We start from the raw sequence: 20,215 nt of genomic DNA on the forward strand, positions 1-20,215 counted from the left end.
GAAGAAGAATACAGTATAATGGAGTATCAAGCAAAATATATCACAGAAGATATCAAGCTGTCTTGCTACCAGGACAAGTTCTTTAAATCGGATATCATGTTTGAACACCATATGCTCATCTGGTTTATCTCTGGCGAAACTAAAATCGTTCGGGCAGAAGGAACCTACCTATTTAAAGCCGGTGATATCTTCTTAATTCCAAGAAATCAGCTGGCTACCATCATCAATTACCCGAAAGATGGTCTGCCACATAAAACAGTAGTAATGCACCTGACAACAGCATGGCTGCGGAGTTTCTACGCCGGGCTTAATGTTAAGCCGGCTACGGCCAATGTCCAGCAGATACGGCATTATGCCAACCATCCGTTGCTCAAGAGTTGCCTGGCATCGCTGATTCCCTACTTTGAGATGAAGGATTTGCCCGGTGGGCTCGCCAATTTAAAAATTACAGAAGCCGTCACCATATTACGTACGATAGATGCTGACATTGATAATCTACTCGCCAATTTTGAGGAGCCAGGCAAAATAGACCTGGCAGATTATATGGAGAGGAATTTCATGTTCAATTTACCTTTGGAGAAATTCGGTTACCTTACGGGAAGGAGCCTGACAACCTTTAAAAGGGATTTCAGGAAAATATTTGCGACTACACCACAACGGTGGTTGACTAAGAAACGACTGGACCTGGCACATTATGAGTTTGTACATAAAAAGAAGAAGCCTGTGGATGTTTGTTACGAGGTAGGATTCGAGAATTTGTCACATTTCTCATTCGCATTTAAGAAAGAATTTGGTTACGCACCTACCGAGTTGCTGGCATCAGGAATATAGGAGCGTAGAATAATAGAGACCGGGACATTAACTCCAGGAACATAGGTCCAGTCGCTGAAATGGGTGGTTTGTATGCTTAAGGGGCGATGCTACAGGTATTGGTAATTGGACATTGGGTGCTTTTCATGATAAGTTTGCTCTCCTGCAACACCCGGTCAAATAGATTTTTTAATCATCCGGCAGGTTATTTCAGTAGAGAAATTCTTTCTTAACAAGTTAAACTACTAACTTTAACACCGCTACGAAATTTCCTATGCCGGGATAAGAATGCCACTACTGCGTATTAAATATGTATTGTTGTTAATGCTTTGCATGGCCTTCCGGGTAAATGCACAAGAGGCACCGTCACTTACCAATGAGCCCGTTTTAAAGATTACCCAGTATGGCGTATGGCAGGGTTCCCGGATAAACTTTAATGATACCACCCTGCACTTTGAGCCGGCAAAAACACTATCCACTACCGGCACGGACTATTACTGGCTAAAAGTACTCGTCGATAACCCCTATCCTAATGATGAAAAATACCAGCTCACTTTATCACTCCCGCTGGATTACACGCTGTATATGCCGGATAGCAGCGGCAAGTACTGGGTAGGCCGCCATGCCGGTTTAGGAATGCCATGCCTGCAGCGGGAAAGAGGGGCTTTAACCTGTGTTTTAAAGAAGGCATCCCTGAATGTATTGTATATAAAGATGGATGTACGCCGTGTCCAATCAAATGGATACACTATACGACCAACGGTGATACTGGAGAAGCAACTACTGGCCGATAACAGGGAGAGCTACCTGTGGGTGGCCTGGCTGGTGGCTGTCCTGGTATTGGGCTGTGTGGCGGGCTATCACCTGTATGTCTATTTTCATTTAAAAGACCAGGTCTATCGCTGGTATTTGTTGATGCAGGTGGGAGGCATCCTGTTTATTACGGCATTCAAGCATTTTTTTAGCTTATTTGTCCCTGTGGCCATATATAGCGTGCGACTGAACCCGGATGGGACGATGTATTACTACGACATCAACGCTTTTTTATTACATATAGGCGCCGCCGTTATCCTGGCGTCTACCCTTCAGCTAACCCGTTGCTACCTGCGTACGGGCAAACTGTTGCCCGGTTGTGATAAACTACTTCGATATGGGGCCTGGGCCTATGTTGCCTATGCAACGATACCTGCTATTGTTACTATTTCCGGATGGTATTACCTGGATAATTACACGCTGTTGTATGACAATGTTTTTATCCTCTTGTTGTCGGGTATTATCCTGTTTACTTGTGTAATGGCCTACAAGCGCAGAATAAGGGCAGCCCGGTATTTTTTAATTGCCAACCTGATGCCCATCCTGTTGATGACAGGCCTGGCGCTTTATTTTATTATTCATTCGGCCCCCAATTACCTTAACTACGGTTCTGTAATCCCGGAATTGGCGGTTCTCTCCCAGATATTCCCATTGGGGGTAGCCTTGGTGGCTCGTATCAGGGTCATTGACGACGAACTAAAACGGAAATCAGTGGCCATACAGCAGCTGGAAGCCGAGATTGAAGAAGCTACTTATAAATGTGAAGTCATTCAACAGGAGAATGAACTGATCACAACGGCCATTCAACAGGAAAAAGATAAAAATGAGGAGTTGCAGCAGCAGCTGGAAGCCAATCAGCGCGAACTGATGGGGAACAGCCTGTATATCCACCAAAAAAATAAATTGCTGGCTGATCTCAAAAGCCAGTTGCAGGATATTGATAAGCTATACCCCGATGCCCGGCATCCCGGACTGCATGATATAAAGTCGTCGCTGAGAGATAACCAGTATCTCGATGCAGAATGGGATAAATTTAAACTGCATTTCGAACAGGTGCATCCCGATTTTTTTGAGCAGCTCGAGTCCAGGTACCCTGCTCTCACCAAAAACGAATTGAGGTTATACGCCTATTTCCATATTCATCTTTCCACTAAAGAAATTGCCGTATTACTCAATATTGCCCCGGCGAGTGTAAGGCAGGCGAAAGCCAGGTTAAATAAGAAGATGAATAACGCAATATCGGGCGTAGAATAAGTGATTTTTCATAACTTATTCATTTTCAAATTATTTTACATTTAATATTTAAATTGTTTAATAAAAAATACAGAGATGTATACACTTTGTCGACGCCCGTTTTTCGGTTTTTAGCCCATAAAAATTTCTCTTTGCAAATAATTACCTATGGCTGAAAAAGCCTTCATCCTGGAAACCCCTTATCATCTTTCCCGGGAGTATACATTGACCTCCCGGAGTATTATCAAAATATGCGTAACAGATCCTATACTCAGCTGCTATTATTATTTGGCCTGCTACTACTTTCCTGTCAGGCAAAGGCACAATCTTTCAGTAGTACGCCTGCCCTGCTGGAGCCTTCCAGTACCCAGTATTTTCAAAACCAGTACCTGGCCAACCCTGCCATGGCGGGGATTGACACCGGTCTACATCTAAATGGCGCCTACCGTAGGCAATGGAGTGGCGTAGATGGGGCTCCGGTAACCCAGTTCTTTTCTGCCGACGGCGCCCTGGGCAAAAGAGTGGGCGCCGGCCTACACCTGTTCAACGATGTAGCCGGACTGATCAACAGAACCAGGGTGGCACTTACTTATGCCTATCATCTACCCCTCAACGAAAAGAATGACCAGCTAAGCTTCGGACTCTCACTGGCCATTAATACCCAGCACCTGAATACGGCGAAGTTGAATGGAGATCCGAATGACCCATCGGTTTCACTTTTCAATATCCGCGACAATTATTTTGAAGTGGAATACGGCATGGCCTATACGAACGGGCACCTGAATGTACAGGCCGCTCTGCCCAATGTAAGAGGCCTCTTCACTGGCAAAGAAAGAACCGTGGAGGGAGGTACCATTTTTTTTTCCGCCGTTTCCTACCGGTTTACGGCCGATAATACTGTTAGCAGCATCGTACCCAAAGTGTGCTTCCGGGGAGTAAGAGGGTATAATAATATCCTGGATGTGGGAGTGAATGTGGGGTTGCTGGATAATGTGGCCAATGCGATGGTCATGTACCATACCTCCAACAGTTTTACCGCCGGTATCGGCGTAAATATCCTGAAAACAGTAGCTATCCAGGCATTATATACCACCCAGACAGCTGGCATCAGCACCTATGTAAACGGTACCTATGAAATAGGCGCCAGTATCCATTTATTTCAATAGACGCTTGTAGCGACTTATCCTCTTCCTTATGAAGCATACTTTACAACACATTGTTCCTATTATATTTTCCCTCTTTTTTATACTGCATAGTACCGTCGACGCTTCGTCAGGGCTGGGCTCCGGGGTTGTATTGACCGGTAGTGATAATAAGGCTTCCCATGTGCCTGGTATATATGCGCAGCCAGCCGTTACTTCTGTCAATGTGCCGGCCCCGGGCAAGTACAAACTCTCAGACCGACTTAATTTTTCCGTCAATTTCTCAGCCCCGGTATATGTTACGGGAACTCCGGCATTATCAATAATTGTAGGCTCCACCATAAAAAAGGCGAATTATATCAGTGGTACAGGCACTTCTACATTGGTTTTCCAGTATGTAGTGGGAATAAAGGATCTTGATACAGATGGCATTACGTTGGGCGCTGCATTGGAGGGAACCATAAAAGATGGAACGAACCTGGACGCAGTAATGACGCTGAATAATGCAGGGGATGTAAGCGGGATAAAGGTGAGTGGTGTTGCACCTAATGTAACCATTGATCCACCTGCATCGACACTGGTGAATGGCCCTTTTACGCTACATGTAACTTTTGATAGCCCGGTAACAGGTTTTACGGCGGCGGGCATGATATCTCTAAATGCCACGTCATATATGCCACAAACCACCGACAATATACACTATACCGTATTCATCTCTCCCATGATGAATGCGGTGGTACAGGTATGGGTAGGGATAAATGCCGCTAAGAACGCCGATTTAAACGGTAACGTTTATCCTTCAAACACCGTTAGCATCACGGTGGATCTTACCCCACCATCCATCACATCAATAGACATACCTACGGCAAAACGTTACCATGCCCTGGATAAGCTGTCTTTCACCGCGCATTTCAGCGAAAATGTGAAAGTAAACCTGAACGGGGAAGCGCCCTACCTGCCAATTAATATGAATGGCAATACAGTGAAGGCTTATTATACCGGTGGCACCGGAACAGATGCGCTTAACTTCGAATACACTATCCAGGATGGCGACATGGCGCCGAATGGTATTGCATTAAATGCAAACCCGATAGCCCTGGGCGGATCCACCATTACAGATCTGGCCGGCAACAATACAGGACTGACCATCAGCAGCCCCGTGGATGCAAGTGGAATACAGGTGAGTACCCAACATCCCACTGTGCAATTATTTGGCGCAATTCCATCGCTGGTAAATAAGCCATTTACCCTTACCGCGCTTTTCAGCGAACCCGTAACGGGATTGACTGTCAGTAGTTTTGCCCTCACCAATTTACAGGCGGGAGCACTCAACACTACAGATAATACACGTTATACATTAGAGCTGACACCCGTTGCCGATGGAGCAGCCCAGGTATCATTGCCGGCAGATGCCGCGATGAACGACTTTGCTAATGGCAATGTTGCTTCAGGCATATTTTCGGTAATGGCAGATGTGACCCCACCTTCCGTTACCGCCATAGTGGCGCCAGGCAACGGGTATTATAATGCCTTGAAGGCGGTAACGTTTAAACTTCAATTCAGTGAAGTGGTGAATGTGAACTTAACAGGACAGGCTCCTTATCTGAATATCAAGCTGGATAATGGTACCGGCGTTGCTAACTATACCCAGGGATCTGGTACCAATGAACTCGACTTTGTATATGTTGTACAGGACGGCGACAATGCCCTAAATGGTGTAGACGTGGAAAGCTTCTCCCCTGGCGCATCAATCATTGCGGATCCGGCAGGGAATAATGCGGTAACGGTCTTGCCCGGAGGAACAGTGATGAGTGGGGTAGTGATAAATACCATCCGGCCAACAGTGACTTTGACTACTACCGCGCCGCCAATCGTCAATGAAACATTCCCGCTGACAGTTACATTCAGTGAACCAGTAACGGGTCTTACGCAAACCGCTTTCTCCGTTGCAAATGGATCTGTTTCCAATCTCCAAACCAATGATAATATTACTTATACCGCCGACGTATCGCCTGCGGGTGATGGCCAGGTGAGTATTACCTTGCCGGCTAACATGGCAGAGAATATAGCTGCCAATGGGAATACTGCTTCCACGCCACTGACGCGATCAGCAGATATGACTGCCCCCGCTATACTCAGCGTAGGCCTTCCTCCGAATGGATACTACAATGCTACCGGGCTACTGAATTTTGTAGTGAATTACAGTGAGCCGGTATTTGTAAACACTAGCGGCGGGGTGCCTTACATGGCTGTTAATATAGATGGGACTGCAGTTCCCGCCACCTATGTAAGCGGCAATGGCCTTATGAGTCTCGTGTTTAGTTATGCCATACAGAACGGCGATATGGATATGGACGGCATTTCATTGGGAGCAGGCATTTCCCTGGGCGGTGGCGGAACTATGCGCGACCTGGCAGGTAACGATGCCAAACTCGTGTTCAGCGGGCCTATCGATGCCAGCGGGATATTTATCAACACCACCCACCCCACTGTAACGCTTTCCACCACTGCGCCTACCTATGTTAATAATTCTTTTACGGTAAATATTGCCTTCAGCGAAGCGATGACTGACTTAACCGCCAGCGATTTTGTGGTCACTAATGCTAATGTGGGCGTATTGAATACTACAGATCAAATCCACTATACACTGGAGATCCTTCCTACTGTAAATGGAGAAATCAGTATTTCGTTGCCTGCCGATGCGGCATTGAACATTGGAAGAAACGGCAACCAGGCATCTAATGTAGTTAAGGTAACAGCCGACTTTACGCCGCCAGCTCCCACGCAGGTAGATATACCTGTAAATGGGTATTATAATACCGGTAAAACCCTGAATTTTAATATTCATTTCGGAGAACCTGTAACGGTGAATACCACCGGTGGTACGCCCTATATAGCGATTAACCTGGATAATACCGTTGCTCCGGCTACCTATACCAGCGGCTCTGGCACCAACACTTTACTGTTTAGCTATACTGTGGTGGACGGCGATATGGCCAATAATGGTATATCGCTGGGCGCAGGCATTTCCCTGGGAGGAGGCGCCACTATTACAGATCGGGCAGGCAACCAGGCGATATTGGTTTTCAGTGCGGTAGACGCCAGTGGCGTGAAAGTGAATACAACGCACCCGGCGGTAACATTGTCTACTACAGCCATTAACCCAACAAACGTACCATTTACCGTCACTACCACTTTTTCAGAAGCGATTACAGGGCTTACCGCCAGCGATTTTGCATTGACCAATGCTACGGTGAGCCAGTTGCAAACAACCGATCATATTACTTATACTATATTGGTAACACCTGCTGCGGATGGTCCGGTATCGATATCCCTGCCAGCCGACGTGGCTGTAAATATTGGTGACAATGGCAACCAGGCTTCCAATACGCTCAGTATCCTGGCAGATGCAACGGCTCCTAATATAACGGGTGTGGCGGTGCCTGTGAACGATTATTATAATGCAGGCAGACTACTTGACTTCACCGTGCAATACAGCGAGGGGGTAATCGTGAATAATACCGGAGGTAGCCCTACCCTGCCGATTGCTATTGGTAGTAATACGGTATACGCCAGTTATGGCGGCGGGTCCGGCACCACCAGCCTGCATTTTTCCTATACTGTGGTCGCTGGCGACCAGGATATGGATGGTATCACCGTTGGTACCGGTTTATTACTGAATGGCGCCACCATTAAAGATGCAGCCGGCAATAACGCTTTACAGGTATTAAATAACGTGGGAGTTACTGATAACGTAAAAGTGAATACTACACATGCCACGGCAGTTTTATCCACTACCGCTCCATCGATAGTAAATGCGCCATTTACCATCACGGTTGCTTTCAGCGAAGCGGTGACTGGTCTTACCCAAGGAGACTTTGCGGTAACGAATACCAGCATCACCCAGTTACAAACCACCGATAACATCACTTATACCGCGCTGGTGACACCTGTGGCTGATGGCCCGGTAACGATATCCCTGCCGGCCAATGTTGCGGTGAACCTGGGGAATAACGGTAATACCGCATCTAATACGCTTAATATAATAGCTGATGCCACAGCTCCTGTTGTAACACAGGTAAATGTACCCGCTAACGGATATTATAAAGCCGGGCAGCCAATCATATTTACCGTGCAATACAGTGAAAATGTAATTGTAAATACGGCCGGTGGCGTACCGTCGCTGCCATTAATTATTGGTGGAAACATTGTACAGGCGGCATATATGAGCGGTTCCGGTACCAGTCAGCTGACCTTCGCCTACACGGTAGCAGCTGGCGACCAGGATATGGATGGTATATCAGTCGGAGCCAGCCTGTTATTAAATGGGGGTGCTATTAAGGATGCAGCTACCAATAATGCTTTGCTGGTACTGAGTAATATGTCGCCTACCAATGGAGTGTTGGTGAATACCACGCACGCTACCGTTGTATTGTCCACTGTTGCTCCGGCTTTAGTGAAGGCGCCGTTTGTGGTGACCATTACTTTTAGCGAAAGGGTAACCGGCCTTGGCAGCACCAGCTTCGCATTGGTAAACGCCAGCGCCGGACAACCGGTTTCTACCAACAACATTTCCTATACCTTATTGGTAACACCATTGGCAGATGGCCCTGTCAGTATTAGTTTACCGGCGGATGCAGTGGTAAATGTTGGTAACAACGGTAATGCCAGCTCCAATACGCTAAACATTACAGCAGATATCACCTCTCCGGTAATAACACAGGTAAATGTACCAGCCAACGGTTATTACCAGGCCGGCCAGGTACTTCGCTTTACTGTATTGTATAATGAAAATGTGCAGGTAAGCGGTGGTACTCCTTCCCTGCCGCTGATCATTGGAGGAAATACCGTGCAGGCTACTTATACCGGTGGTAGCGGTACGCAGCAACTGACTTTTGAATACACCGTGATAGCAGGTGATCAGGACATGGACGGCGTGGCCCTTGGGGCTAACCTGCAACTGAATGGAGCTACCATCGCAGATGCCGCTACCAACAATGCTTTACCGGCATTAAACAATGTAGCGTCTACCACCGGGGTACTGGTAAATACCACACATCCTTCAGTAACCTTGTCTACGCTCGCTCCGGGGATAGTAAATGTGCCATTTGATATTACGGCTACCTTCAGTGAAGCGGTGACAGGCCTTTCCGGCAGCGACTTTGTACTCACCAATGCTACCGCAGCACAGCTGCATACCACCGATAATATTACGTATACCTTGCGGGTAACACCTACCGCCAATGGCATGGTGAATATATCGTTGCCTGCCGATGTAGCGGTGAACGTTGGCGCAAACGGTAATACTGCCGCTAATGCCCTCCATATCACCGCAGATATCACCGCCCCGTTGATCACGGTTGTTAGTGTGCCCACTAATGGCTATTACAAGGCTAACCAGGTACTCAACTTTGTGGTAACATACTCCGAAAATGTGCTGGTAAATGGAGGAATACCTTCCTTGCCGGTGGTGATGGGTGGAAACACTGTACAGGCGGTGTATACCGGCGGATCGGGGACTACTCAGCTGAATTTTGCCTATACTGTACAAAACGGCGACCAGGATATGGATGGCATTGCACTCGGCGCCAATATGCAGTTGAACGGAGCCGTCATTACAGACGCAGCTACCAACAACGCTTTGCCGGCGCTAAACAATGTAGCATCCACCGTTGGTGTAAGGGTGAATACAACTCGTCCGTCCGTTACTTTGTCTACACTTGCCAATGGCATGGTGAATGCACCGTTTAAGGTTACCGCTACCTTTAGCGAAGCCGTAACAGGTCTTTCCCGCAGCGGGTTTTCACTGGTGAACGCCACGGCTGCACAGCTGCAAACCAACGATAATATCACCTATACCCTGTTGATAACGCCAGCAGTAGATGGGCCTGTAAGCCTTTCCCTGCCGGCCGATGTGGCCGTAAATATCAGCGGCAATGGGAACACAGCTTCCAACACGCTTAATATGGTGGCAGATGCTACAGCTCCCGTTATTACACAGGTAAGTGTACCCACCAACGGCTATTACCATGCCGGTCAAACGCTCAGCTTCATCTTGCACTATAGTGAAAACGTAATAGTAAGCGCCGGTACGCCGTCTTTGCCAGTAATCATTGGAGGAAAAGTAGTGCAGGCCACGTATACTGGTGGCTCAGGCACTAACCAGCTAACTTTTGCTTATACTGTACAAAACGGCGACCAGGATATGGATGGTATTGCACTTGCTGTCAACATACAACTAAATGGCGCTACCATCGCCGATGCGGCTGCAAATAACGCGTTGCCGGCATTGAGCAATGCAGCGCCGATGACTGGTGTAATGGTTAATACCACACATCCTTCGGTGACCTTATCAACTACTGCTACCGGCATTGTGAAAGCGCCATTTACTATTACGGCTACTTTCAGCGAAGCAGTCACAGGGCTTGCTACTACTGACTTTGCACTGACCAATGCTACGGCCGGTCAACTGCAAACTACAGATAACATCACCTATACCCTGTTGGTAACATCAACGGCAGATGGCATAGTGACCATCACTTTACCAGCAAATATTGCGGTGAATATCGGCAACAACGGTAACACCGCTGCCAATACCCTCAGCATAACAGCAGATGTAACTGCTCCGGCAATAACCGGTGTACATGTACCGGTCAACGGTTATTACCGTGCTGGCCAGGCGCTCACCTTCACCGTGCAGTACAGCGAAAACGTAACAGTAAATAATGGAACGCCTTCATTGCCTGTGATCATCGGAGGAAACACCGTGCAGGCTACCTATACCGGTGGTTCAGGCACTACTCAGCTGACCTTTACCTATACCGTACAAAACGGTGACCAGGATATGGATGGTATTGCACTCGGTGCCAACATGCAGCTGAATGGCGCTATTATCGCAGATGCAGCTGGAAATACCGCCTTGCCGGCATTGAATAATGCAGCGCCAACGACTGGTGTAATGGTGAATACCCTGCATCCTTCGGTAGTCTTATCAACCGCGGTTACGGGTGTTGTTAAAGCACCATTTACCATTATGGCAACATTCAGTGAAGCCGTGACCGGGCTTGCTGCTACTGACTTTGCACTGACCAATGCTACGGCCGGTCAACTGCAAACTGCAGATAACATCACCTATACCCTATTGGTAACACCTGCCGCAGATGGCGTAATAACGATCGCTTTGCCTGCAGATATTGCCGTAAATATTGGCAGCAACGGGAATATGGCATCTAATGTACTTAGTCTTACGGCAGATGCTACCGCTCCGATGATTACGCAGGTGAATGTACCGGCTAATGGCTATTATCATGCCGGTCAGCTACTTAGCTTCATCGTACAATACAGCGAAAAGGTAACGGTGAGTAATGGTGCTCCTTCATTGCCCGTGATCATCGGAGGAAACACCGTGCAGGCTACTTATACCGGTGGTTCAGGCACTACTCAGCTGACCTTTGCTTATACTGTACAAAACGGCGACCAGGACATGAATGGTATTGCACTCGGCGCCAACATGCAGCTGAATGGTGCTATTATCGCAGATGCAGCTGGAAATACCGCCTTGCCGGCATTGAATAACGTAGCATCTACTACGGGCGTAATGGTAAATACCACCCATCCGTCTGTTAGCCTGTCTTCCGCCACCACAGGCACCGTGAATGCATCTTTCAGTATCACCGCTACTTTCAGTGAAGCGGTGACCGGGCTTACTGCCACCGACTTTGTGCTGGTTAACGCCACGGCCGGCCAGCTGCAAACTACCAACAACATCTCCTATATATTGCAGGTAATACCAACAGCAGATGGAGTGGTGAAGATATCCCTGCCCGCCGATATAGCCCGGAATATTGCGGATAATGGTAACAATGCCGCCGCCGAAACGCTCCGCGTTACAGCAGATATGACTGCACCGGTGATTACCATCGGTCAAACCTTTAATGTAACAGAACATGCACCGGCAGGTACTATGGTGGGTACCTTAGCCGCTATAGAAACGATGGGTACCTTGCAGCACTGGACCCTCACAGCAGATGGCGCCGGCGGAGCCTTTGCATTGGATCCGGCTACAGGCGCGCTTACCGTAAGAGATATGGCATTGTTATCAGGTAAAACAGATGTAACACTACTGCTCACTGTTAGCGATGGCCTGAATACCAGTACGCCCGGAAGTGTGGGCATTCATATTATACATGTACCACAGGGGCCTACCAATATCAATATCGACAATAATACGATTATCGAAGGAAGTCCGATTGGTACGCTGGTAGGCAATCTCACTGCTATCAGTACCGAACCGGGCGCTACTTTTACCTTCAGCTTAACCGCCGGCGGTACTAATGATAACAGCGCCTTCCAGGTGGTGGGCAATAGGCTGCAAGCAGCTGCTGTGTTGAGTAATAGCGTGAAAAGCAACTACACGGTCAGCATTCGTGCAACAGACAATAACAGATTGTGGGTCGAAAAAACAATCACGATTCAACTGCTGCCGGTAAACCAGGCGCCTACCCTGGATGCCATTCCTGATCAACAGCTATGTGCTATTAACGACTTGCAAACTTTACAACTGACCGGCGCATCTCCGGTAGAAAATGGCCAGACGCTCAGCTTCTCCGTTTCCGCAGATCAACCGCTCTTTAGTGCCTTAACAGTAAATGCGGCGGGCCTTATCAGCTACCGCCTGAAAGACGGCGCAACCGGTACTGCTCGTATAACAGTAACGGTGAAAGACAACGGCGGAACAGCCAATGGCGGGAAAGATAACTTCCAGCGGACCTTTAACTTAACCGTCAACAGTCTGCCGGTGGTTACTATTGCTAGCGATAAAACACTGCCGGTAATCAAGGGGACAACCCTTTCACTCACGGCCACCGGGGGAAGCCTTTATAGCTGGGCCAATGCAGATGGTATTATTAGTGGCCAGCAGGAAGCGGTATTGCAAGTGAAGCCTGAAAGCAACACCACCTACCAGGTAACGGTTACCAACGCCGCCGGATGTATCCGTACCGGGGAAATCAATGTGATAGTTGCCGATGAAATTAAATTAAGCGCCACTAACATACTCACCCCCAATGGAGATGGTAAGAATGATAAATGGGTGATCACTGATTTAGATAGGTATCCTGATAATGAGGTGACTATTTTTGACCGGTCGGGACGAATCGTTTATCACCGGAAAAATTATAGTAACGACTGGGATGGTACATTGAATGGGCATCCAATGGCGCAGGGGACCTATTATTATGTGCTGACAGTTACCGGCAACAAAACAATGAAAGGATTTATTACTATTATCAGGGATAACTGATAGCCCAACTTTCCAGGTACATATCCCGGTGAGGCGCTATGGGCGCTTTGCCGGGATATGCTGTTTTTAAACCAACCGCTACCGTTTCTCCTGATAAAAAGAATAATAAAATGAACATTATACTGCTATGGTTGTTATAGTATCCGATTCTTCCACCATTAAAGAAAAACACGGAATGCAACACAGGATATCCTTCTGTACAGTATGTATGAACAGGACTATACATCTTAAGGAAACCTTTATCCGTAACATCCAGGATAACATGGATTACGGAAACATCGAATTCATTTTGCTTGACTACGGCTCCCGGGATGATATGTATGAATGGGCACAAACAGCATTGTCATCTTACATCGACGCTGGACTGGTGAGCTACTACCGGACTACCGCTCCTTTGTTTTTTCATATGAGCCATTCCAAAAACATGGCCTTCAGGCTGGGTACCGGCGATATTTTATGTGGTATTGATGCAGATAATTATACCGGCGCCGGTTTTGCTGCTTATGTAAATGAGCTATTTAACCGGGAAGAGGACATATTTATGGCGCCACCCCGTATCGCTACCGATAGAAAATGGTGGGATGTGCAAGGCCGGATATGTGTAAGGAAGGAAGACTTCCATCACCTGAGAGGTTATGATGAAAAGGTGGTGGAATACGGATTTGAGGACCAGGATTTCAAGAGCCGGCTGGAAGCCATGGGACGCAAGAGAACTACTATTAAAGAGGAACGTTTTTTACATGCAATTACCCATGATAATAGCCTGCGTATTGCCGACAGCTTATCTGGGAAGAACGGGAAAGACTTGTTCATGGCTTGCATTGGAGAGCAGATGGCGGAGATTATCTATCTGCAGGAAAATAATATCTTCGAAAAATTTCTCGTTGCCAGCGACTCCCTGACAGACAATGATTTGAAACACTCTATGCTGCATCCCAGGAAAAGAGAAACAGGCCTATATCACCAGGATGGCCAGCAGCTACAACTTTACCGGGAAACGGGGAAGCCTTTCCAGACCCTTACTTACCAAACTCCCGATCACCTGGTATCAGATAACCAACACCATTTTCATCGGATCAAGACTGAATTGCAGCGCCAGAATTTTCTCCTGAAAAGGGCGATCTACATGGGCAAAAGGATATTTGCAGATAACAAAAGTAAAGGAGGCCCCATCAATGAATCCGGTTTTGGCGAAGGGACCATTTATAAGAATTTTGGCAATACCGCTATACACCTGGGAGCGATAAACGCGCTATCTGAGAATTCTACGGCCTGGTAAGCGATTTGGATTTGCTCCAAACTTTACTAACTTCGCGGAGTTCCTTAACTCAGGTTTTATAATGAAAGAAAGCAATAAGTTTATAGCGGTCGAAGGTTTAGATGGCTCTGGAAAATCAACACAGATAGAGCTTTTAACAAAATACCTGGAATCAAAAAATCAAAAAACAAAATTCGTTCACTTCCCCAGAAGTAACCAAGGCGTTTTTGGTGAGCTTATTGCTAAATTTTTACGTGGTGAGTTTGGAGATGTTAAACAGGTGCATCCCCAGCTGGTAGCCCTCTTGTTTGCGGAAGACCGCAAAGCATTTGCCGCTACGATCAATGAATGGCTCCGCGATGGCTACTTTGTATTGGTAGACCGGTACGTACTTTCCAACATCGCTTTCCAATGCGCCAAACTCCATGCCGACAAGGAAAAGGCCCACCTGAGAAAATGGATCCTGGATTTTGAGTACGAATACAACCAGATTCCCCAGCCACAGTTTTCAATATACCTGGACGTTCCCTTTTCTTTCGTAGAAGCGGCATTGTCGAAAAGAAGGGCTAATGAAAACCGGGAATATCTCCAGGGAAAAGATGATATCCATGAGAAGGACTCCTCCCTGCAACAGGCTGTAAAGAAAGAATACGAAGCGATGCTTGCAGTAGATCATACTATCAGCAGCATTCACTGCACCAACACTGCTGGCCAGATGAGGTCTGTAGAAGATATTCATGCGGAAATTGTACAGCTGGTGAATGGTCAGTTACAACTGTAATAAAATAACTTAATAGATAGCCCCCAAAAGCAAGCTGCTTTTGGGGGCTTTTTTTCTTTCCTTGTAAGTAATTTCTCCTCCTAACCCTGTCCTGACCTAATGGATACCTGTGTAAACCCGGTTCCATTGTATACGTGTATTGCCGGTACCAACAGGCAATGGCTTTTGTATTGACTGGCCCTGTTTCAACCTGATCTCTTTATTCCACAAAAACAGCACAAACATGAAAATTCCAGATCTCCGCAACAAGTGTATGGCGGCCCTATTGCTGGCATTGACCACTTCCGGATGCCAGAAAAAAGAAATGACGCTGAAAGACAGCAGTTCACTCAACAGCAAAACCACCGGCACGGTAACGATCAACTCCGTACAACCGGTAAAATCGGAGGCATTGCTGGCCATGCAATGCTACAATAATGCATTTTATCACCAATATGGCACCTATGGCCCGTCCTACAAGGCCTATTACTATTCAGATGTAACGCAAACCGGCCGCATGGATTTCTGGCGCCAGGCGGAGGCTATCGAAACCCTCATTGATGCCTATACGATCAACAATGACACGGACCTTAAAAACAAAATGGTATACCTCTACAATGGTATGAGAGATGCCTATGGACTACTCTGGTCATCTAATATTTATAACGATGATGTGATCTGGGGCGCCCTGATGTGTATCCGGGCTTTCCAGATTACCAACGATGGCGGTATGAAAGATATGGCGAAAAACAACTTTGACATGGTATGGGCCCGCGCCTGGGATACCAGCCTGGGCGGCGGTTTATGGTGGACTACCGCCAACAATACCAAGAACGCCTGTGTGAATGCTCCCGCCGCTATTTGCGCTATGTACCTGTACCAGGCCACCGGCGATGCCGGCTATCATGATAAGGCCAAACTGATTGTAGACTGGATGGTGAGCAAATTATATGTATCTGGTACCGGCGAAGTGAAAGGCGCCATCAATGCCGGAGGCACCATTACAGAGGGCGCCCGCACATATACCCAAGGCACTTTCATTGGCGCCTGCAATATGCTGCAAAGCGTTTACCCCTCCAATAATTACAAAGCTATGGGAGCTAAAGCGATGGACTATACGAAAAACAGTATGTGCAACGCGCAGGGTTTATTGCCAGATGAATACAACAACGATGATTGCCAGGGCTTTAAAGCCATTTTTGCACGCTGGGCCTGTAAGTTTGTGCATGACCAGGGCTATCAAAGCTCCTATGCGTCCTGGCTTAACTATAATGCTGCCGAAGCCTGGAACTACCGTAATTCCAACGGTCTGATGTGGGGACAGTGGTGGCATAGAACGCCGGATAACTACGTCAATTCCTTTGAAACTACCTGTGGTATTGCCATGATGAATGGCGTATGGTTATTTTAAGTATTCAACTGGCGGCAGTTTGCACTGCTGCCGGTTTATTTTGTTAATAATCTTTCCAGTCGCTGTATTTTGTCAAGCGCCGGTTTGGTGGTATAAAATCCATAACCGGCATTATTTCTTACGCCCCGCACAAAACAATAGATAATCCCGCCAAACTGGCTATGGTAGTCAAAGTTAGGTAAACGGCTTTCCAGGTATTTCTTCACGGCCACCGTATAAATAAAGTATTGCAGGTGATAATTATTTTCATTCATGGCTGCTGCCAGGCCTGCCGCGTCATAGTCGGCAATGCTGTTGCCCAGGTAGTTCGACTTCCAGTCGAGAATATAATACTTACCGCCATGTTCAAAGAACAGATCAATTTTCCCGTTCATAATGCCTTCCAGCTCCTGGCTGCTATATTCCGAAAAGCGCCGGATGCTAACGCTCACTTCGTCGTCCGAAAGTTGATTGAGCAGGTTGGATTGAAATACTGGTACCGGGAAATCGAATTCAAATTCTGCGAGCCGTTGGTGCCGCCCAACGGAAGCCAGCTGGAAGCTGGGGCCACCTACCTGGATGGTGCTGTACATTACATGCTGTAGCATTTCGTGTAGCCGTTCGAGGTATAGTTCTCTATGACCTGGTACAAACCGGCGGATCGCTTCTTCCAGCCAGTATTCCCATTTACTGCTATCTGCAAAATTGATGCTTTCAAAAATGAAGTGCAGCAGGTTTCCTGTTTTAGCGCCCCGGCGAAGGGTGGTAAAAATGAAGTTATCGTAAGGGTCGGTTTGTTGAAAGGAGCGTACCCGGGGCCGGTGTGCTGCTTTGGCTGCCAGCATGGTATAGCTCATTTTGCGCCAGTTTTGTTCCAGCAGGAGGAAGTTGACCGAAGTACGGTTTACTGCCAGCTGACCTTTGGTAATTTGCTGGCGATAGCTTTCTTCTGGTGCCGCCGGCACAGGGGCGTTCAGGTCAATTAGGCTGGTATCCAGTACTGTAGTAATGCCTGGAATGACCGCCTGCTCCGGGCTGATTTTTTTCAGCTCTTTCAGGAAGATGGCCAGGGAAGAATCGTTGAACCTGGCGTAGCTGTTTTTAAACAGGTAGCATTTGTACACCGCGCGGGTAATGGCCACATAAATGAGGCGGCGGTTTTCCTGTTCTTGTTGTTGCTGGTAAGCGGCCAGTTGATCTTCTGAGAGACGGGAACGCTGCGTGCTCAGGTAATCGCCGGTTACCGGGTCGCGAAAGCTGACCAGCTCTATGTTTTGCTGTTCTACGAAATCCAGGAAAGGCGCCATCACGATCTTATATTCCAGCCCTTTACTTTTATGGATGGTAACGATATTAACCGCTTCTTCGTCGCTTTCCACGCGCTGGGCGTACTCGTCGCCATCGGTGGTCATCCCGTCTATACCACGTTTGAGCCAGGAAATGAGGTCACGCATCGACAGGTTCTTGCGACTCTGTACCTGGTGTACGAGTTCCGACAACTGGTAAAGGTTAGTGATAATGCGTTCGCCGTTTTCTACCGCTCCATCCAGTAGTACGTGACGTACACTGAAGTCGGAGATGAACTCCATCAGGGCGGTGTAGGCGCCGTCGCGTTGCCAGAGGGTACGGTATTTGGCAAACAGGTCCAGCATAATTTCATCGTCCAGTTTCAGGATGGTATGGGCGTTGTAGCCGGTAAAGGATCCCAGTAAGGCACGGTTAATGGAAGACCGGTCGGGTGCTTCCATAGCTTCCAGCAGGTGCAGCAGCTGTTGCGCTTCTCCCGTTCTCAATACCCTGGCCTCGTCTATCGTTACGGCAGGGATGCCCAGCTTTGCCAGCGCGTGCTTGATATCTTTTCCTTCCTGACCGGTACGCACCAATATGCCGATATCCGAAGGGGTGATGGAGCGGGGGCCCTTGTCGTTGGTAATGTGATAGTCTTTGTTCAACAGAAGTTGCGCTACCTGGGCTGCTACAGCGGTACAAACACTTTCTTTCTTCTCACAGGTGATAACTGCTATGGGCACTTCTTTATCCCGGCCATTAAACAGGTCGCCTTTGTTGTTGTTAGCGGGACTGTTTACCTCGATATAGTCGATACTATTGGTTTCCTGGCCAAAGTTGAAGGTATCGAAATCAGGCGTCGGTTTAAAGAAGAGATTCATGGCGCGGATCAGGCTTTCCGAAGAGCGAAAATTTTGGTCCATGTCGTAAATCTGCTGTACACCGTTACGGGCCTTGAAGTAGGTGAAAATGTCGGCTTTACGCCAGGCATAAATACTTTGCTTGGGGTCGCCGATATAGAACAGGATGGTATTTTGGCCGAAGGCCTGGTTAAATATTTCAAACTGTTCACGGTCGGTATCCTGGAATTCATCTACGAAAACCGCCTTGTACTTATTTTGCAGGGAGGCCGTCAGTTCAGGATTTTCATTTTTTACCAACGCTGTATGGAGATTGTTGATCAGGTCATCGTAGCCCATCATGTTGCTGCGTTCTTTGAACAGGCGCACCTCCTCTCCCACTTCTTTGATAGCGGTATAAAAGACCTGCCTGCGTATAGCCTGTTGCTGCAGGGTAAGCTGCTGGCGCATTTCTTCTATCTTGTCCAGTTCTTCCAGGATATCAGGAAAAACGGCCGCTATATATTTTGCGTCTTTTTTTTCCAGGATCTTTTTTACCAGTAACTCCGGCTGTGTTACCAGCTCCGGCCAGTCTTTTTTGGTGTACCGGTTAGCGAGACAAGCAGTTTCCAATTGGGCGCTGTGCACGGAAATCCAGTCGTATAGCGCTTCTATGGCAATCTGGATTTTCGCTGTTTGTTGTGCTATTTCCTGGAGCCAGCTGTCTTGCTGCGCTTCGCTGATGGTATCGGGAATCTCTTCCGTATAGCCGATATATTTCTTTCCGCTCAGGTGTTCCTGGATCACCTGCTGCATATCCGGCTTCATCTTTTCATCCCAGATATTTTCCAACAGCTCTGTTTTTAGCGTGGTAATATTTCTACGCCAGAATTTATTCAATTCATTTTCTACGATGGGCGTAAGATCGGGCACCATTTGCGCGCCAAACAGCTGGTTGGTTTCAAAGGCGTATTCATTCAGCGTTTGCTGGCAAAAGCCGTGGATGGTTAATACGGCCGTTTCATCGAGCAGCAGGATGGCATCACGCAACAGCTGCTGCGTGGGGATAGGATCTTCCGGATCAATAACATCCAGTACCAGGTTGAAGATGGTTTCGTCCGGGATGTCTTTACCCAGGCTGGCTTTATAGGCCTGGCGAATAAAAAGGCGGATCCTTTCTTCCAGTTCTGCTACCGCAGCCCGGGTGAAGGTCACCATCAGAATTTCCTTGATGGATAGCTTTTGTTCCAATATCAGTCGCAGTACCAGGATGGCAATGGAGTAGGTTTTGCCCGTTCCGGCGCTGGCCTCAATGAGGTTGCTGCCTTCCAGTGGCGCTTTTATGGCATCGAATGGTTTATATATGTTGCTATCGATCATTA

General features: G+C 47.6%; 9 protein-coding genes. 7 read left to right on the forward strand and 2 right to left on the reverse strand.

Going from position 1 to position 20,215, the window contains the following annotated elements:
- Nucleotides 1-18 precede the first annotated feature (18 nt).
- From HGH91_RS10795 to HGH91_RS10810, 4 genes are all read left to right on the forward strand, one after another.
- Nucleotides 19-831, forward strand: a complete 813-nt coding sequence (locus HGH91_RS10795; protein ID WP_168738452.1) for a helix-turn-helix domain-containing protein — start codon at nucleotides 19-21, stop codon at nucleotides 829-831.
- Nucleotides 832-1,098: 267 nt separating this feature from the next.
- Nucleotides 1,099-2,877: a 7TM diverse intracellular signaling domain-containing protein gene (locus HGH91_RS10800; RefSeq protein WP_168738453.1), complete on the forward strand. Its 1,779-nt coding sequence runs from the start codon at nucleotides 1,099-1,101 to the stop codon at nucleotides 2,875-2,877.
- Between the two features lie 230 nt (nucleotides 2,878-3,107).
- A complete protein-coding gene (locus HGH91_RS10805; protein ID WP_168738454.1) occupies nucleotides 3,108-4,022 on the forward strand; it encodes a PorP/SprF family type IX secretion system membrane protein in 915 nt (304 codons plus the stop codon).
- A 28-nt stretch (nucleotides 4,023-4,050) separates the two neighbouring features.
- Complete coding sequence (locus HGH91_RS10810) at nucleotides 4,051-13,299, forward strand: Ig-like domain-containing protein (RefSeq protein WP_168738455.1); 9,249 nt, start codon at nucleotides 4,051-4,053, stop codon at nucleotides 13,297-13,299.
- Here the strand turns inward: HGH91_RS10810 and HGH91_RS31395 are convergent.
- Nucleotides 13,286-13,417, reverse strand: a complete 132-nt coding sequence (locus tag HGH91_RS31395) for a hypothetical protein (RefSeq protein ID WP_262888314.1) — start codon at nucleotides 13,415-13,417, stop codon at nucleotides 13,286-13,288. The genes HGH91_RS10810 and HGH91_RS31395 overlap by 14 nt on opposite strands.
- A gap of 90 nt (nucleotides 13,418-13,507) precedes the next feature.
- Here HGH91_RS31395 and HGH91_RS10815 point away from each other — a divergent pair, with 90 nt between their 5' ends.
- The 3 genes from HGH91_RS10815 (at nucleotide 13,508) to HGH91_RS10825 (ending at nucleotide 16,728) form a co-directional block, all read left to right on the forward strand.
- Nucleotides 13,508-14,578 carry a glycosyltransferase family A protein gene (locus tag HGH91_RS10815; RefSeq protein ID WP_168738456.1) on the forward strand — a complete coding sequence of 357 codons (1,071 nt, stop codon included), beginning with the start codon at nucleotides 13,508-13,510 and terminating at the stop codon, nucleotides 14,576-14,578.
- A gap of 61 nt (nucleotides 14,579-14,639) precedes the next feature.
- The gene (tmk, locus tag HGH91_RS10820; protein WP_168738457.1) at nucleotides 14,640-15,338 is read left to right on the forward strand and encodes a dTMP kinase; all 699 of its coding nucleotides are present in this window, start codon (nucleotides 14,640-14,642) and stop codon (nucleotides 15,336-15,338) included.
- 223 nt (nucleotides 15,339-15,561) lie between these two features.
- Nucleotides 15,562-16,728, forward strand: coding sequence for a glycoside hydrolase family 76 protein (locus tag HGH91_RS10825; protein ID WP_168738458.1), 1,167 nt, complete (start codon nucleotides 15,562-15,564; stop codon nucleotides 16,726-16,728).
- Nucleotides 16,729-16,763: 35 nt separating this feature from the next.
- Here HGH91_RS10825 and recB read toward each other — a convergent pair whose 3' ends face one another.
- Nucleotides 16,764-20,213 (reverse strand): exodeoxyribonuclease V subunit beta, encoded by a 3,450-nt coding sequence (recB, locus tag HGH91_RS10830; RefSeq protein WP_168738459.1) that lies wholly within the window; start codon nucleotides 20,211-20,213, stop codon nucleotides 16,764-16,766.
- Nucleotides 20,214-20,215 lie beyond the last annotated feature (2 nt).

The sequence above is a fragment of the Chitinophaga eiseniae genome, assembly GCF_012641265.1.
Lineage (GTDB): Bacteria > Bacteroidota > Bacteroidia > Chitinophagales > Chitinophagaceae > Chitinophaga > Chitinophaga eiseniae_A.

Excerpts from the sequence above, each read along its gene's own strand:
- HGH91_RS10795 (WP_168738452.1), top strand. The coding sequence starts at position 19 with ATGGAGTATCAAGCAAAATATATCACAGAAGATATCAAGCTGTCTTGC.
- HGH91_RS10800 (WP_168738453.1), top strand. The coding sequence starts at position 1,099 with ATGCCACTACTGCGTATTAAATATGTATTGTTGTTAATGCTTTGCATG.
- HGH91_RS10805 (WP_168738454.1), top strand. The coding sequence starts at position 3,108 with ATGCGTAACAGATCCTATACTCAGCTGCTATTATTATTTGGCCTGCTA.
- HGH91_RS10810 (WP_168738455.1), top strand. The coding sequence starts at position 4,051 with ATGAAGCATACTTTACAACACATTGTTCCTATTATATTTTCCCTCTTT.
- HGH91_RS31395 (WP_262888314.1), bottom strand. The coding sequence starts at position 13,417 with ATGTTCATTTTATTATTCTTTTTATCAGGAGAAACGGTAGCGGTTGGT.
- HGH91_RS10815 (WP_168738456.1), top strand. The coding sequence starts at position 13,508 with ATGAACAGGACTATACATCTTAAGGAAACCTTTATCCGTAACATCCAG.
- tmk (WP_168738457.1), top strand. The coding sequence starts at position 14,640 with ATGAAAGAAAGCAATAAGTTTATAGCGGTCGAAGGTTTAGATGGCTCT.
- HGH91_RS10825 (WP_168738458.1), top strand. The coding sequence starts at position 15,562 with ATGAAAATTCCAGATCTCCGCAACAAGTGTATGGCGGCCCTATTGCTG.
- recB (WP_168738459.1), bottom strand. The coding sequence starts at position 20,213 with ATGATCGATAGCAACATATATAAACCATTCGATGCCATAAAAGCGCCA.